Origin of the sequence: Marinobacterium aestuariivivens, from assembly GCF_042661465.1 — a bacterium.
In the GTDB taxonomy this organism is placed as follows: Bacteria; Pseudomonadota; Gammaproteobacteria; order Pseudomonadales; family Balneatricaceae; genus Marinobacterium_A; species Marinobacterium_A aestuariivivens.
The window spans coordinates 1,997,805-2,012,141 of the sequence record NZ_JBHSWE010000001.1 but is presented as its reverse complement, the minus strand read 5'-3'; the positions used below and the strand labels follow the sequence as shown (position 1 = coordinate 2,012,141).

General features: G+C 63.5%; 13 protein-coding genes, 1 tRNA gene and 1 pseudogene. 5 read left to right on the top strand and 10 right to left on the bottom strand.

From position 1 onward, the window contains the following. Positions 1–219 precede the first annotated feature (219 nt). The 10 genes from ACFQDL_RS10485 to ACFQDL_RS10440 all read right to left on the bottom strand — a co-directional run bounded on the left by ACFQDL_RS10485 (position 220) and on the right by ACFQDL_RS10440 (position 9,917). Positions 220–295, bottom strand: a tRNA-Phe gene (locus ACFQDL_RS10485). A 106-nt stretch (positions 296–401) separates the two neighbouring features. Further along, positions 402–752: a Na+/H+ antiporter subunit G gene (locus tag ACFQDL_RS10480; RefSeq protein ID WP_379908969.1), complete on the bottom strand. Its 351-nt coding sequence runs from the start codon at positions 750–752 to the stop codon at positions 402–404. A gap of 9 nt (positions 753–761) precedes the next feature. Beyond that, a complete protein-coding gene (locus tag ACFQDL_RS10475) occupies positions 762–1,031 on the bottom strand; it encodes a K+/H+ antiporter subunit F (protein WP_379908967.1) in 270 nt (89 codons plus the stop codon). After that, entirely contained in the window at positions 1,025–1,516 is a 492-nt protein-coding gene (locus ACFQDL_RS10470) for a Na+/H+ antiporter subunit E (RefSeq protein ID WP_379908966.1), read from the bottom strand. Before ACFQDL_RS10470 ends, ACFQDL_RS10475 begins: the two co-directional genes overlap by 7 nt. Next, the gene (locus ACFQDL_RS10465; protein WP_379908965.1) at positions 1,516–3,033 is read right to left on the bottom strand and encodes a monovalent cation/H+ antiporter subunit D; all 1,518 of its coding nucleotides are present in this window, start codon (positions 3,031–3,033) and stop codon (positions 1,516–1,518) included. The genes ACFQDL_RS10470 and ACFQDL_RS10465 overlap by 1 nt, the downstream gene beginning before the upstream one ends. Before the next feature lie 112 nt (positions 3,034–3,145). Next, positions 3,146–3,496, bottom strand: coding sequence for a Na+/H+ antiporter subunit C (locus ACFQDL_RS10460; protein ID WP_379908964.1), 351 nt, complete (start codon positions 3,494–3,496; stop codon positions 3,146–3,148). Next, positions 3,496–6,291: a monovalent cation/H+ antiporter subunit A gene (locus ACFQDL_RS10455; RefSeq protein ID WP_379908963.1), complete on the bottom strand. Its 2,796-nt coding sequence runs from the start codon at positions 6,289–6,291 to the stop codon at positions 3,496–3,498. The genes ACFQDL_RS10460 and ACFQDL_RS10455 overlap by 1 nt, the downstream gene beginning before the upstream one ends. A 55-nt stretch (positions 6,292–6,346) precedes the next feature. Then, complete coding sequence (locus ACFQDL_RS10450) at positions 6,347–6,628, bottom strand: oxidative damage protection protein (RefSeq protein WP_379913005.1); 282 nt, start codon at positions 6,626–6,628, stop codon at positions 6,347–6,349. A gap of 92 nt (positions 6,629–6,720) precedes the next feature. Beyond that, positions 6,721–7,761, bottom strand: a complete 1,041-nt coding sequence (gene mutY, locus ACFQDL_RS10445; RefSeq protein ID WP_379908962.1) for an A/G-specific adenine glycosylase — start codon at positions 7,759–7,761, stop codon at positions 6,721–6,723. Further along, positions 7,761–9,917, bottom strand: a complete 2,157-nt coding sequence (locus tag ACFQDL_RS10440; protein ID WP_379908961.1) for an AsmA family protein — start codon at positions 9,915–9,917, stop codon at positions 7,761–7,763. The genes mutY and ACFQDL_RS10440 overlap by 1 nt, the downstream gene beginning before the upstream one ends. 159 nt (positions 9,918–10,076) lie before the next feature. Here ACFQDL_RS10440 and hisB point away from each other — a divergent pair, with 159 nt between their 5' ends. The 5 genes and pseudogenes from hisB to ACFQDL_RS10415 all read left to right on the top strand — a co-directional run bounded on the left by hisB (position 10,077) and on the right by ACFQDL_RS10415 (position 14,334). Next, positions 10,077–10,670: an imidazoleglycerol-phosphate dehydratase HisB gene (hisB, locus tag ACFQDL_RS10435; protein WP_379908960.1), complete on the top strand. Its 594-nt coding sequence runs from the start codon at positions 10,077–10,079 to the stop codon at positions 10,668–10,670. Between the two features lies 1 nt (position 10,671). Beyond that, positions 10,672–11,322 carry an imidazole glycerol phosphate synthase subunit HisH gene (gene hisH / locus ACFQDL_RS10430; protein ID WP_379908959.1) on the top strand — a complete coding sequence of 217 codons (651 nt, stop codon included), beginning with the start codon at positions 10,672–10,674 and terminating at the stop codon, positions 11,320–11,322. 113 nt (positions 11,323–11,435) lie between these two features. Next, the gene (gene hisA / locus ACFQDL_RS10425; RefSeq protein WP_379908958.1) at positions 11,436–12,173 is read left to right on the top strand and encodes a 1-(5-phosphoribosyl)-5-[(5-phosphoribosylamino)methylideneamino]imidazole-4-carboxamide isomerase; all 738 of its coding nucleotides are present in this window, start codon (positions 11,436–11,438) and stop codon (positions 12,171–12,173) included. An 11-nt stretch (positions 12,174–12,184) separates the two neighbouring features. Further along, a pseudogene (gene hisF / locus ACFQDL_RS10420) lies at positions 12,185–12,957 on the top strand (imidazole glycerol phosphate synthase subunit HisF). Between the two features lie 354 nt (positions 12,958–13,311). Further along, positions 13,312–14,334 (top strand): efflux RND transporter periplasmic adaptor subunit, encoded by a 1,023-nt coding sequence (locus ACFQDL_RS10415; protein WP_379908957.1) that lies wholly within the window; start codon positions 13,312–13,314, stop codon positions 14,332–14,334. Positions 14,335–14,337: the final 3 nt, after the last annotated feature.

The window sequence follows — 14,337 nt, the reverse complement described above, 5'->3', positions numbered from 1 at the left end:
GTCGGGAACGATTTGGCATATCGTCGCTTGCGGCGATAACCCGCAGGGTGGATACCATGGATGGTATCCAGTACAAATTTGTCTGGAACAAATTTGCGCGTTAGCCCGAAGGGTCAGCCACAGGGACGTGGCTGACAATCGAACCCCGGTTCGATGACGCACAGCGGTCGATCCAGAAACGAAAAAGGCCCAGTCATATGACTAGGCCTTAGAATCAGGTGGTGCCCGGAGGCGGAATCGAACCACCGACACGGGGATTTTCAATCCCCTGCTCTACCGACTGAGCTATCCGGGCAACTCAAGAGGCGCGTATTATGCCCCGTGATTTTCTGGTCGTCAACGCAATTTCTTCAGATTTTTCATGGACTTCGCGTTTAATTTCAAACGCAGTCTACGGCTGTTTATTCCTTGTGCATCGGCTTGTCCATCAGCTCGGTGTGGCCGGTCCGGTCGGCGTGTTCAAGGCGGTGGTGCAGGCCGCTCTTGGCGAGCATGTGGGCGCTGACCGGCGCGGTGATCAGCAGGAAGATGGTAATCAGCACCTCGTAGATGCTCAGGGTGCCGCTGGCCCAGGATGACAGGATCATCGAGCCGATCAGCAGACAGCCGACGCCGAGGGTGGTGGCCTTGGTCGGGGCGTGCAGCCGGGTGTAGAAATCCGGCAGACGCGCCAGGCCGACCGAGCCCAGCAGCACGAAAACGCCGCCGACCAGCAGGAACAGCGAGACGATCAGTTCGATCCAGAATGGCATGTCCAGCTCCTATTCGATGATGTCGCCACGCAGCAGGTATTTGCATACCGCCACCGTGCCGATAAAGCCCAGCATCGCGATCAGCAGCGCGGCCTCGAAATAGAGCGCGGTGCCTTTCCAGATGCCGAACAGGATGATCAGGGCGCTGCTATTGATATACATGGTATCCAGTGCCAGGGTGCGGTCCGGCAGGCTGGGGCCGGCCTGCAGGCTCCAGAGATTGAGTATCAGTGCCAGGCTGACCATCGTCAGCACCAGCGGCAGGACCCAGTTCAGCATCCGAAAATCTCCCTCAGCGGCGCTTCATAGCGCGTCTTGATGGTGCGGACCAGCTCTTCTTCGTCCTCGAGGTGCAGCACGTGCAGCAGCAGTCGGCTGCGGTCGTCCGAGACATCGGCACTGACGGTGCCGGGTGTCAGGGTAATGGTGCTGGCGAGGATGGTGATCGGCAGATCCCGGGTGATGTCCAGCGGCACCTCGACGAAAGAGGGGCGCAGCGCCATGCGCGGTCTGATGATCAGGCGCGCGACCTGGATATTCGCCACCAGGATATCGCCGATGACGCGCCAGAAGTACAGGAATGCCTTGAACGGCCGCCTGATCCCCGGATGCGGGTTGCGCAGACGGTTGGTGATCAGCGGAATCAGGATCGCCAGTACCGAACCGAGCAGCAGGTGGCCGGGCGACACGGACTTGTTGAGCAATAACCACACGACCAGCAGCAGCAGACTGTGAAAGGGCGTCGGCAAAATCGCACGCAGCATCAGATTCCCTCCCCGGTATTCGCCTGCAGCACGCCGCTTATCTGCACCGGCACGTCATGCAGCTGCCGCGCGGTGGCGTCGGTGAGTTCGGTCAGCGGGCCGCCGAACAACGACATCAGTACCGGCGTCGACAGCAGCAGGACCGCGGCGGTCAGCTGAGCCGGGTTGACCGCAGTGGCAACCGGCTTCTCGCCATTGATGTTCCAGAACAGGTTGCTGCCGGCGCGGGACAGCGCGATCAGCGCCAGCAGGCTGCTGCCCAGCAGCACCGGCCAGAACCACTGCATTTCCCTGACCGCCAGCGCCGATTTCATCAGCATGACCTTGCCGACGAAGCCCGACAGCGGCGGCATGCCGATCACCGCCACGGCGGCGATGAAGAACAGTATGCCCAGGCGCTTGCCCTGATGCATCGGGCGAGCGGCGATCAGGCGGTCGCCGGCCTTGCCGCGCTGGCGTCCGATCAGATCGGCGAGCAGGAACAGGCCTGCGCTGACCAGGGTGGTGTGGATCAGGTAATAGAGTGCGGCGGAGGTGGCGGCTTCCCGTTCCAGTCCGATGCCGGCCAGCAGGGTGCCGACCGAGACGATGATCAGGTGAGCGACAAGCCGGCGCAGGTCCTTGGCGGCGAGGATGCCGATCGCGCCGATCAGCAGGGTCAGCAGCGCCAGCGGCCAGAGCCAGGGACCGGCCATGCCGGCCAGCGACCCGGCTTCGGCACCGAAGATCACGGTGAATACCCGCAGGATCGCGTAGATACCCACCTTGGTCATGACGGCGAACAGTGCCGCGACCGCCGGCGCCGCGGCGGAGTAGGCCGCCGGCAGCCAGAACTGCAGCGGCAGCATCGCCGCCTTGAGGCCGAAGACGATCAGCAACATCATGCCGCCAGCCCGGACCAGCGGCAGTTCGGTGCTGTCGATCATCTTCATCTTGAGCGCCATATCGGCGATGTTCAGCGTACCCAGGGTGCCGTAGAGGATGCCGAGGGCAAACAGGAAGACCGCGGAGCCCGCCAGGTTGAGGATAACGTAGTGCAGGCCGGCGCGGGTGCGCCGCTTGCCACCGCCGAACATCAACAGGCCATAGGAGGAGATCAGCAGGACCTCGAAAAAGACGAAAAGGTTGAACAGATCGCCGGTGAGGAAGGCGCCGTTGATGCCCAGCAGCTGGAACTGCATCAACGGCTGGAAGAAGGAGCCTTCCTCCTCGCTGGGGCCGAAGGTGTAAAGCAGCGAGCAGAACGCCAGCACCGAGGTCAGCAGCACCATCAGGGTGCTGAGGCGGTCGGCGACCAGCACGATGCCGAAGGGCGGCGCCCAGTTGCCCAGCGCGTAAACGTCGATGATGCCGTCCTGCGCCTGCAGTACCAGCAGGATGCTGACCAGCACCATGGCGGCGGCCAGGGACAGGGCGAAGTTGCGCTGCCGCACGCGGCTGTGGGTCAGCGGCGGCAGCAGCATCAGCAGGCCGCCGAGCAGCGGCAGGATTAGCGGCAGGATCAGCAGATGGTTCATCAGCTGCGTCCCTCCCCGTCCCGGACCGGAAGCTTGCCGTCGACGTGATCGTTATCCAGGTCTCTGAACCGGGATTGCCGCATGGCGAGGCCGGCGGTCAAAAGTCGGGTCGTCATGAGCGATCCCCTCCCATGGTATGTACCGGGAGCTTGCCGTCGACGTGATCGTTACCCAGGTCGCCCCGGGCACGCATCGCGAGGATCACCACGAAGGCGGTCATCGCGAAGCCGATCACGATGGCGGTCAGCACCAGCGCCTGGGGCAGCGGGTCGGCATACTGCTCGCTGGTGCCGAGTACTGCGGCGCCCTGGACATGCAGGCGGCCGGAGGCGAACAGGAACAGGTTCACCGCATAGGACAGCAGGGTCAGGCCGACCACCACCGGGAAGGTGCGGCCGCGCAGGGTCAGGAAAATGCCGCAGGCCGTCAAGAGTCCGACGCAGAAGGCGTACAGGGCTTCCATCAATCTTGCTCCTTGGTCACGGGTCTTTCGCTGGTGGTCATCTGGCCGAGGTTGGCCAGGATCAGCAGGGTGGCGCCGACGACGGTGAGGTAGACGCCGAGATCGAAGACCATGGCGCTGGCCAGTTCGAATTCGCCGACCACCGGCCAGTGGAAATGATCGAACCAGGACGTCAGGAAGGGGCGTTCGAACAGCCAGCTGGCAATGCCGGTGAACGCCGAGATCAGAACGCCGCAGGCGATCAGGCGGTGGTAATGGATATCGAGGCGTGCCTTCATCCAGTCGACGCCGTGGGCCATGTACTGCAGGATCAGCGCCACCGCGGTCACGAGGCCGGCGATAAAGCCGCCGCCCGGCATGTTGTGACCGCGCAGGAAGATGAACACCGACACCAGCAGCGCCAGCGGCAGCAGGCTTTGGGAGATAACCGCGAGGATCATCGGATGACGGTCCGGCGCCCACTGGCGGCCATCGGCGTCACCGGACGGCATGAACAGTCGCAGTCCCGCCAGCAGGTTGTAGATGCCCAGCGCCGCGATACCCAGCACGGTGATCTCCCCGAGGGTATCGAAACCGCGGAAGTCCACCAGGATGACGTTGACGACATTGGTGCCGCCGCCGCCGGTCTTGGCGTTGGCGATGAAGTAGTCGGCGATGGTGTCGAGCGGACGGGTCATCATCGCAAAGGCGATGGTGCCGATGATGCCGCCGATCAGGCCGGCGATGCAGATGTCGCGCAGGATCCGTCGCGGGCTCGATTCCTTCGGCGTTTTCTGCGGCAGGAAGAACAGCGCCAGCATCAGCAGGATGATGGTCACCACCTCGACCGCCAGCTGGGTCAGCGCCAGGTCCGGTGCCGAGAAGCGGGCGAAGGCCAGCGAAACGACAAGCCCGACCACCGACAGCATCAGCAGCGCGATCAGGCGGTGACGGTTGTAGATCACGGTGGCGAGACCGCCGACTACCAGCAGGCCGCCGGCGACCAGGGTGACGCCATCGAGCGGCAATAGTGGCCGGCTGCCGGCCAGCTGGGTCAGGTCGATCAGGGTCGGCCAGACCATCAGAATCAGCAGTGCCAGCATCAGCACCATGTAGCGCTGCAGCGAACCGTTCTCGAGCCGCTCGAGCAGCCAGTTGCTGCCGTAGGCCACGCGCTTCATCGCGGCCTCGAACGCTTCGCTGGCGTTCCACTCGGGAAACTGCTTCTGGAACTTGAACAGGTGGGCGCGGTTGAAATAGGCGAAGAGGCCGCCGCTCATGGCAACGAGGCTCATGATCAGCGGCAGGTTGATGCCGTGCCAGATCGCCAGATTGTACTCCGGCAGTTCGCTTCCCAGCACCGCGCTGGAGGCGATGGCGAGCAGCGGGCCTATGACGATGTTCGGCAGGATGCCGACCAGCAGGCAGAGGCCGACCAGAATCTCCACCGGCACCTTCATGTAGCGGGGTGGCTCATGGGGTGTCCTCGGCAGGTTGATCGGTTCGCCGTTGAAGAAAACGTCGTGGATGAAGCGCACCGAGTAGGCCACCGAGAACACGCCGGCCAGGGTCGCCAGCACCGGGATCATCCAGGACAGCGAGCCGAGGAACTCCTGTTCCAGGGTCTCGGCGAAGAACATCTCCTTCGACAGGAAACCGTTGAGCAGCGGCACGCCGGCCATCGCCGAGGCCGCGATCATCGCCAGGGCCGCGGTGTAGGGCATGTACTTCCACATGCCGTTGATGCGGCGCATGTCGCGGGAGCCGCACTCGTGGTCGATGATGCCGGCGGCCATGAACAGCGAGGCCTTGAAGGTGGCATGGTTGATGATGTGGAACACCGCCGCGACTGCGGCCAGCTTGGTTCCGAGGCCGAGCAGCAGGGTGATCAGGCCCAGGTGACTGATGGTCGAGTACGCCAGCAGACCCTTGAGATCATGCTTGAAGAAGGCGAAGTAAGCGCCCACCAATAGCGTCATCAGCCCGGTCATGCTGACGATCATGAACCAGAGCTCGGTACCCGACAGCGCCGGGTAGAGGCGGGCCATCAGAAAGATGCCGGCCTTGACCATGGTGGCCGAGTGCAGGTAGGCGCTGACCGGGGTCGGGGCCGCCATCGCATGGGGCAGCCAGGAGTGGAACGGGAACTGGGCCGACTTGGTGAAGACGCCGAGCAGGATCAGCACCAGGGCCACCGGATACCAGCGGTGGGCACGGATCAGGTCGCCGCTCTGGAGGATGACGTCGAGGTCGAAGCTGGTGGTGATCTTGCCCAGCAGCAGGATGCCGGCCAGCAGCGCCAGGCCGCCGGCGCCGGTCACCGTCAATGCCAGTCGGGCGCCGCGTCGCGCTTCGGTCTTGTGCCACCAGAAGCTGATCAGCAGGAAGGAGCTGATACTGGTCAGCTCCCAGAACAGCCACAGCTGCAGCAGGTTGCCGGACAGCACGATGCCGAGCATCGCCGTCATGAACAGCATCAGGTAGCAGTAGAAACGCCCCATCGAGTCCTTGGCGGACAGATAGTAGCGGGCGTAGAGAATCACCAGCAGTCCGATGCCCAGAATCAGGATCGAGAACAGCAGGGCCAGACCGTCGAAACGGAAACTGATGACCAGGTCCAGCGCCGGTATCCAGGGCAGTTCCGCCTTGAAGCTGCCGAGCTCGCGCAGCTGCGGTACCAGGCTGAGTATCATCGCCAGCGCCAGTGCGGGCAACACGGCTGTCGCCCAGGCGCAGCGGGTCCGTCCGAATCTCGCCGTCAGCAGAGGGACAAAGGCCCCCAGCAGTGGCAGCAGAGGTATCCACAATAGAGTCATGCTGTGCTCTTGTTAGCCAGTTGATCTTCCTGGGAGCCGTCCCTGGCTCCATGCTTCAGGTCTGGTCGTCGCTGGGCGGAACGTAGCCTTCGGCCTTGGCGTAGTCTTCCCCGCTCATGAATTTCTCCATCTCCTTCTGCAGGAACTCGCGGGTCGACGGGTCCATCATGCTGAGATGCTTTTCGTTGATGAGCATAGTCTGGTGGGCGGTCCACTCTTCCCAGGCCTTCTTGGAGACATGCTCGTAAATGTCCATACCTTTCGGACCGGGATAGGGCGGGCGCGCGAGCCCTTCCAGTTCCTGTTGGTACTTGCGGCAGAATACGGTACGGGTCATCAGAATCTCCGAAGATGTTATCGACTGTTGTGCAATGCCGGCCAGAGGTCTGGACGGACCTTCGCCACCCGGCAGGCGTGCGGGGCCGTCGTTCAATCAGGCAGGCATTCCAGCAGGCGCTTGACGGGCGCGGCAAGGCCGATGCTGGGAGGCCGGCGTATGTTATACCAGAGTCGTGGCACGCCTTCCATGACAGCCTCGGCATCCCGCAGTTCGATGAGAACCGGCGTGATATCGAGATGAAAGTGGCTGAAAGTATGCCGCAATGGCGCCAGCGGGCGGACCGACTCGAGGTCAAGCGCGAGCCCTGTTTCACCCTCTGCGTCCCTCAGGTCGGCCGCCTCCGGCAGGCTCCAGAGGCCGCCCCAGAGGCCGCTCGGAGGGCGTTGCTGCAGCATCACCTCGCCGGCTCCGTTGCGGATCAGCAGCATCAGCGTCTGGCGCACCGGCAGGGTCTTCTTCGGCCGCGGCGCCGGCAGCTCTGCGGTGCGGCCCTGTGCCAGGGCTTCACAGCGGCTGTGGAGCGGGCAAAGCAGGCAGCTCGGCTTGCTGCGGGTACAGAGGGTGGCGCCGAGGTCCATCATCGCCTGGGTGTAGTCACCGACCCGTTGCCGAGGAGTGTTGCGCTCGGCATGTTGCCACAGCTCCTTCATCACCGCCGGTGCGCCGGGCCAGCCCTCGACGGCATAGAAGCGCGCCAGTACACGCTTGACGTTGCCGTCCAGTATCGCCGCCCGCTTGCCGGTCGCAATCGACAGGATGGCGCCGGCGGTCGAGCGGCCGATTCCCGGCAGTGCCTCCAGCCCCTCGACGCTGTCCGGGAAGTCGCCTCCGAAGTCGCTGGCGACGATGCGCGCGGCCTTGTGCAGGTTGCGCGCCCGGGCATAGTAGCCAAGCCCGGTCCAGAGATGCAGCACTTCGTCCTGCGGGGCCTGGGCGAGACTGTGCACATCGGGAAAGCGGGCGATGAAGCGCTCGAAGTAGGGTATCACCGTCGCCACCTGGGTCTGCTGCAGCATGATCTCCGAGACCCAGGTGTGATAGGCGGTCTTCCGGGCCTGCCAGGGCAGGTCGTGTCGGCCGTGACGGTCGAACCAGTCGAGCACTGCACCGTGGAACTGTTCTGCGGTCATCAGTTTCCGAACAGCCCCTTCAGCAGGCCCTTGGCCTCTTCACCGAGTTTTTCCTGCAGTTTCTGCTCCACCTTTTCCTCGACCTTCTGCTGCACCTTCTCTTTTACCTGTTGCTTGATCAGGTCCTCGAAAACGCTGAGGTCCGGGCGGCACAGCTGTGCCGGCGGGGTGTCGAAGGAGCCCTTGCAGTTGACCGGCCACTCGACGCCCTGGATTCTGTTGTTGACCGAGCAGCTCTGCTTGAACAGGTTCTCCTCGATCGTCAGGCCCAGGCGATAGTCGATCAGCGCCTGCGGCAGATCGACGCTGCCGCGTCCCTTGACGGCCATCGCGTCGAGCGAGGCGGCCAGGTCCTGATTGCTGACGACGCCATTGCGGATCTGGAAACTGCCGCCGAGGTTGGCGAACGGCGTCGAACGGTCGACCTGCTCGGTGTTGATACCGAGACTGCCGAGGGTGTTGAAGCCCTGACAGACGGTTTGCGCCATGTCGATACCCTGGAGAGTGCCGTCGGTGACATTGAAGCTGGCAGTGCCGGTGAGGCTGTTGACGATATCGTGCACCGAACGCCCCGTGGCCCGCACATCGGACTGGCTGCTGAGCGTGCCGGTGATGGCCGGCTCCTCGCCGTTCAGCGCCTGAAGCAGGTCGCCGATCTGCAGGCCGCTGATATTCTTCTTCGCGCTAAGGCGTACAGGTGTGGCGCGGACGTCGAGTATGGCACTGTTGCGCACGCTGCCGCCGAGCAGGTTGGCATGGATGCGGCTGAGGTTGACCACGCCGTCGTGCGCGCTGACGGCGAGCTCGACGTCGCGCATGGGGATGCCGGAGGCCTGCAGCTGCTTCAGCGCCAGCCGGGCATCTAGATTCAGCGTCTTGAGCGGCTCGACCGGGATCACCGGCTCCGTCGAGTAGCGCTCGCCACCCTCCTGGGGCTGAGCCGGCGATGCCTGGCCGTCATTGGTTGTCTTTTCTGCTTCCGGAGGCAGGTAATGATCTATATCGAGCTGATCGCCTTCGAGGTCGAGCTTGATCGAGCCGTTGTTCAGGTCATAGCTCAGCCTGCCGGTAAAGCGGCTGTCGTCGACGGTCAGTGTCAGCGGCTTCAGCGTCAGGCTGTTGGCCGGGCCGTTCAGGGCCGCGCCGAGCGAGACCCTTGTCAGGGCCTTGGGGTCGGCGGTTTCGGGTACGGGCTGGCCGAGGGATTCGAGCCAGCTGCGGGCGTTGAACTGGGCCACCTTGAGCTCGCCGCCGAACTGCGGTGCGGCGAAGTTCTGCAGCGAGACGTTGCCGGCGGCACTGAGGTCTGCCAGCTTCAGATAGAGGTTGTCGATGCGCGCCTGCTCGGTGGCCAGGTCGGCCGAGACATCGCCGCTGAGTCTGATATTGACCGGTTGCTCGCCGAGGGCAAGCGTCTGTACCTGCAAGGTGCTGTCCAGGCCGCGCAGACGGTATTGCCGGTTCTGCGGGTCGAACTGGACTACCGCCTTTAGATGGACGTTGGACTGGATGTCGGCGCCCTCGCTGACTCGTTGCAGAGCGAACCCAACCTCCAGCGGAATCCAGGCGCCGGCCAGCACCTGGCCCGACGTCAGCGACAGATCCTGCAGTGTCAATTCGGAGCCTGCCTGGCGGTCGTCGAAGCGGATTTGGCCGTCAACGATGTTTATCGCCTCGATATCCAGGGCGATGGGCGGGGCGACTGCTGCCGTCGGCGTGTCTGACGGCGCTTCGGTGTCGGTTTGCGCCTCGGCGCCAGCCGGCGCCTGCGGCGCGGCCCAGTTGCTGCCACCGTCTTCGCCGCGCACCAGGTTCAGGTTCAGCCCGGAGAGTTCGAGGCTGCTCATCTGCACCTCTTTGGAGAGCAGCGGCAACAGCTTGACGGAGACCTTCGCCTGCTCCAGCTTTGCCAACTCCGGCTGGTCCGGATAATGCAGCTGGACCTTGTTGATCTCAAGACCGAGCCAGGGATAAAAGGTCCAGTGAATATCGCCGCCGATCGACAGTTCGAGGCCCGCCTTGTCGCGCGCCAGCTTCTCGATCTGGGGTTTGTAGTCATTGGGATCGATGAAAAAACCGAGCAGGATCCCTGCTGCCACGATCAGTACGACCGCCAGGCCCACCAGGCCCGCCAGCAGTTTCGTCAAACCTTTCATGCCTGCCTCCATTCAAGTTCAGTGGGCGCCAGCATAATGGGTTCCCGCAAGGATGCAACGGTTGTGCCTGATGTTGCCGGCCCGGGGTCCTCAGCTCGTGCGCCGCGATCCACTTAGATGTATAATTCCCCGCCTGATTCACGCTTTCTGGAGAGCCCCATGGCAGAGCGTACCGCCACGGTCACCCGCAATACCCTCGAGACGAAGATCACCGTCTCGGTCAACCTCGATGGCACCGGCAAACTGAAAGCCGACACCGGGGTGCCCTTTCTCGAGCACATGCTGGACCAGATAGCGCGCCATGGCCTGATCGACCTCGAGATCCACTGTGACGGCGACCTCCATATCGACGACCACCACAGCGTCGAGGATATCGGCATCACGCTGGGCCAAGCTTTCGCCCAGGCGGTGGGCGACAAGAAGGGCATCATGCGTTACGGCCATGCCTATGTGCCGCTCGACGAAGCGCTGTCCCGGGTCGTGATCGATTTTTCCGGACGCCCGGGCCTGCACATGGACGTCGAGTTCACCCGCGCCGCCATCGGTAAGATGGACACCCAGCTGTTCTGGGAGTTCTTCCAGGGCTTCGTCAACCATGCGGCGGTCACGCTGCACATCGACAACCTCAAGGGCTTCAATGCCCACCACCAGGCCGAAACCATCTTCAAGGGCTTCGGCCGGGCGCTGCGCTTCGCGCTGCAGATCGACGAGCGCGCCGCGAATCAGATGCCGTCGACCAAAGGGTGCCTCTAAGATGTCGAGCATAGCGGTAATCGATTACGGTATGGGCAACCTGCATTCGGTCGCCAAGGCGCTGGAGTTCGTCCAGCCCGGCGTCGAGGTGCGGGTGACTGCCGATCCCGAACAGGTCCGAACCGCGGATCGTGTATTGCTGCCGGGCGTCGGTGCGATCCGCGACTGCATGGCCGAGATCCGTCGCCTTGGCGTCGACCGGGAAGTGGCCGAGGCCATTGCCTCCGGCAAGCCTTTTCTCGGCATCTGCGTCGGCTACCAGGCCCTGATGCAGGACTCGGAAGAGAACAATGGCGTCCAGTGCCTCGGCCAGTTCGACGGCCATGTGCGCTTTTTCGGCGACAACCTCAAGGACGAAGCCGGCGAGAAACTGAAAGTTCCGCACATGGGCTGGAACTGCGTCGAGCAGAGCCTCGACCATCCACTCTGGACCGGTATCGAGAACGGCAGCCGCTTCTATTTCGTTCACAGCTACTACGTCAGGCTGGACAACCGCGACCAGGTCGCCGGTACCTGCAACTACGGGCTGGACTTCGACGTGGCGCTGCATCACAAGAATGTGTTCGCGGTGCAGTTCCACCCGGAGAAAAGCGCCAAACCCGGACTGCAGCTGCTCAGGAACTTCCTGAACTGGGACGGCAAAGACAGTTAACAGCTAGAAGAAAGTTAACAGTTTACAGAAAACAGCTTACAGAAGGGCGCCGTGTCTGAAACTCGAACTGGTAACTGGACACTGTTAACTTCATCTCAAACAGCGAGACCAACATGCTTATTATCCCTGCGATTGATCTGAAAGACGGCAAGTGCGTGCGCCTGCGCCAGGGCCGGATGGACGATTCCACCGTTTTCTCCGATAACCCGGTCGATATGGCGGCCAAGTGGGTCGAGGCCGGCTGCCGGCGCCTGCACCTGGTGGATCTGAATGGCGCTTTCGCCGGCACCCCGGTCAACGGCGAAATCGTCAGCGCCATCGCCCGGGCCTATCCGGAGCTGCCGATCCAGATCGGCGGCGGGATCCGCAGTGCCGAGACCATCGAAGCCTACCTCAAGGCCGGCGTCGATTACGTCATCATCGGCACCAAGGCGGTGAAGGAGCCGGACTTCGTGACCGAGATGTGCAGACAGTTCCCGGGCCACATCATCGTCGGCCTCGACGCTCAGGACGGCTTCGTCGCCACCGACGGCTGGGCCGAGGTCTCCCAGGTCAAGGCCGTGGATCTGGCCAGGCGCTTTCGCAACGACGGCGTCTCGTCCATTGTCTATACCGATATCAGCCGCGACGGCATGATGCAGGGCGTCAATGTCGAGGCCACCGTGGAGCTGGCGCGCGAAGGCGGTATCCCGGTCATCGCCTCCGGCGGCGTGACCAACATGGATGACATCAAGGCACTGGCGGCCGTTGCCGACCAGGGCATTCTCGGCGCCATCACGGGCCGTGCCATCTACGAGGGCACGCTTGACGTGGCCGAAGCCCAGCAGTACTGCGACCGGTCCGGCAACTGAGGAGAGACCCCATGGCTCTGGCGAAACGCATCATCCCCTGCCTCGACGTCGAGAACGGCCGTGTGGTCAAGGGCGTCCAGTTCGTCGATATCCGCGATGCCGGCGATCCGGTCGAGGTCGCCCGCAAGTACGACGAGCAGGGCGCCGACGAGATCACCTTCCTCGATATCACCGCCAGCCATGAAGGTCGCGACACCATGGTGCATACGGTCGAGCGCATGGCCTCCCGGTGTTCATCCCGCTGACCGTCGGCGGCGGTATCCGCACCTGCGAGGATATCCGCAAGCTGCTCAATGCCGGCGCCGACAAGGTCTCGATCAATACCGCGGCGGTCTTCAACCCCGAGTTCGTGCGCGAGGCGGCGGAGCGCTTCGGCTCCCAGTGCATCGTCGTCGCCATCGACGCCAAGAAGGTATCGATGCCGGGCGAACCGGACAGGTGGGAGATATTCACCCACGGCGGGCGCAAGCCGACCGGTCTCGATGCGGTCGAATGGGCGCGCAAGATGGTTGATTACGGCGCCGGCGAGATCCTGTTGACCTCGATGGACCGCGACGGCACCAAGAACGGCTTCGACCTTGGCGTCACCCGTGCGATCTCGGAAGCCGTCCATGTGCCGGTGATCGCCTCCGGCGGCGTCGGCAACCTCGATCATCTGGTTGCCGGCTGCATCGAGGGCAAGGCCGATGCGGTACTCGCCGCCTCGATCTTCCATTTCAACGAATACACGATTCCGCAGGCCAAGGCCTATATGCGGGAACACGGCATCGAAGTGCGGCTCTGAGCCGGGCCGCTGTTGCCTGCGTACAAGAAGCCGCTGCAGGTTCGCCGAAAGCGGCTTTTTTGTTGCAACAGGATGTAGGATGGGTGGAGCCGCCATCGGCACATTCCTTGCGATTTGGATCGAGCCCTGACGGCGGTGAAACCCATCATAGATGCCAACGGCGCCTTCGTTTTCGACCGGCACGGACAGGATTGAGCCGGGCTTTTGGACGGTTCGCTGTGCTGTGCCGGTTCAGCACCTCGGAGGCCGCAGGCATCGATGGGTTGCGCCGCAAATAGTCCGCTGCAATCCGAAAACGCAGTACCATTGCGGCTCCACCCATCCTACTTTAACCGCAAAACTGAAGGACTAGTTATGCACTATCGCGGCATCTTACCGCTGGTACTTGGTCTGCTGGCCAGCGTCGCCCAGGCGGCCACGGTGCGGGTGGCGTCGCTCGAAAGTCTGGTGATCCGGGTCGAGTACCATGCCCCGGCGCGAGTGGTGGCAGAGGATCACAGCCTGCTCAGTGCTCAGATCGGCGCTCAGGTCCTGTCGATTCCGGTACGGGTCGGTGATGCCGTGCGGCAAGGACAACTGCTGGTGCGGCTGGACTGCCGGGACTACGAACTGGCGCTGCAGCAGGCCGAAAGTTCACTGCAGTCCCTGCTGGCCCGTATCCGTCTTGCACGGCAACAGCTCAATCGTGCCGAAACATTGGCCAAGCAACGTAATGTTTCGGAGGAACTGCTGGATCAGCGCCGCAGCGAGCTGGACCGGTTCGTTGCCGACGAAACCAGTGCCCGGTTGCAGATCGACAGCGCCCGTCTCGCGGTTAAACGTTGCTTGGTCAAGGCTCCGTTCGATGGCGTCGTTAGCGAACGCCTGGCGACCGAAGGCAGTCTGGCCTCGGCGGGCACGCCGCTGCTGCGGCTGCTGCGCGACACCGGGCTCGAGGTGGAGGCCGAGCTGCCGCTGGACCGAACGGAAACATTGGTCCAGGCAGGTTCTGTTCTTTTCGAGAATGGCGGTCACCGCTACCCGCTGAAGCTGCGCACGATATTGCCGCTGGTCGACAGCCGGACCCGCACGCGGCGGGTCCGGCTGGAGTTCACGGACGAGCCTGCGCTGGCCGGCGCCAGCGGCCGGCTGGTCTGGCAGCCCCGCGAGCCTCGCGTACCGGCGTCGCTGCTGGTGAGGCGTGACAGCCAGCTCGGACTGATGCTGTTCGACACCGGCAGGGCTCGCTTCGCGCCGCTGCCGCGGGCATTGGAGGGACAGGCGGCGGCAGTGGATCTGCCGCCCGGCACCCTGGTCATCATCGAAGGCCAGCACGCGGTCACCGACGGCGACGCGGTCGAGCGGCAGGAAGGTGCCGTGATGGATGCGAAGGAGTAGGGA